Origin of the sequence: Azospirillum griseum (assembly GCF_003966125.1) — a bacterium.
Lineage (GTDB): Bacteria > Pseudomonadota > Alphaproteobacteria > Azospirillales > Azospirillaceae > Azospirillum > Azospirillum griseum.
The window spans coordinates 1-366 of record NZ_RXMA01000152.1; the positions used below are offsets into that span (position 1 = coordinate 1).

Sequence of the window (366 nt, forward strand, 5' to 3'; positions counted from 1 at the left end):
CGACGCTTGACGCGGCCTTGGGGCGCAAGGATCGTTCCCGGGGCGGTCGGCCGCCGCTGGACGCGGTGATGATGTTCAAGATCCTGGTGCTCCAGGCGCTGTACGGTCTGTCGGACGAGCAGGCGGAGTATCAGGAGCGCGACCGGCTGTCGTTCATGCGGTTCCTCGGTCTGGGGCTGGGCGACCGGGTTCCGGACCGCACGACGATCTGGCTGTTCCGCGAGGCGTTGGTGACGGCTGGGGCGATGGAGGGGCTGTTCGCCCGCTTCGACGCGGACCTGAAGGAGCGCGGCTATTTCGCGCTGGGCGGCCAGATCGTCGACGCCTCCATCGTGGAAGCGCCCAGGCAGCGGCTGACCCGGGAGG

General features: G+C 69.4%; 1 protein-coding gene. It reads left to right on the top strand.

From position 1 onward, the window contains the following. A partial coding sequence (locus tag EJ903_RS26575; protein ID WP_148105337.1) for a transposase occupies positions 1 to 366 on the top strand: 366 nt, incomplete at both ends.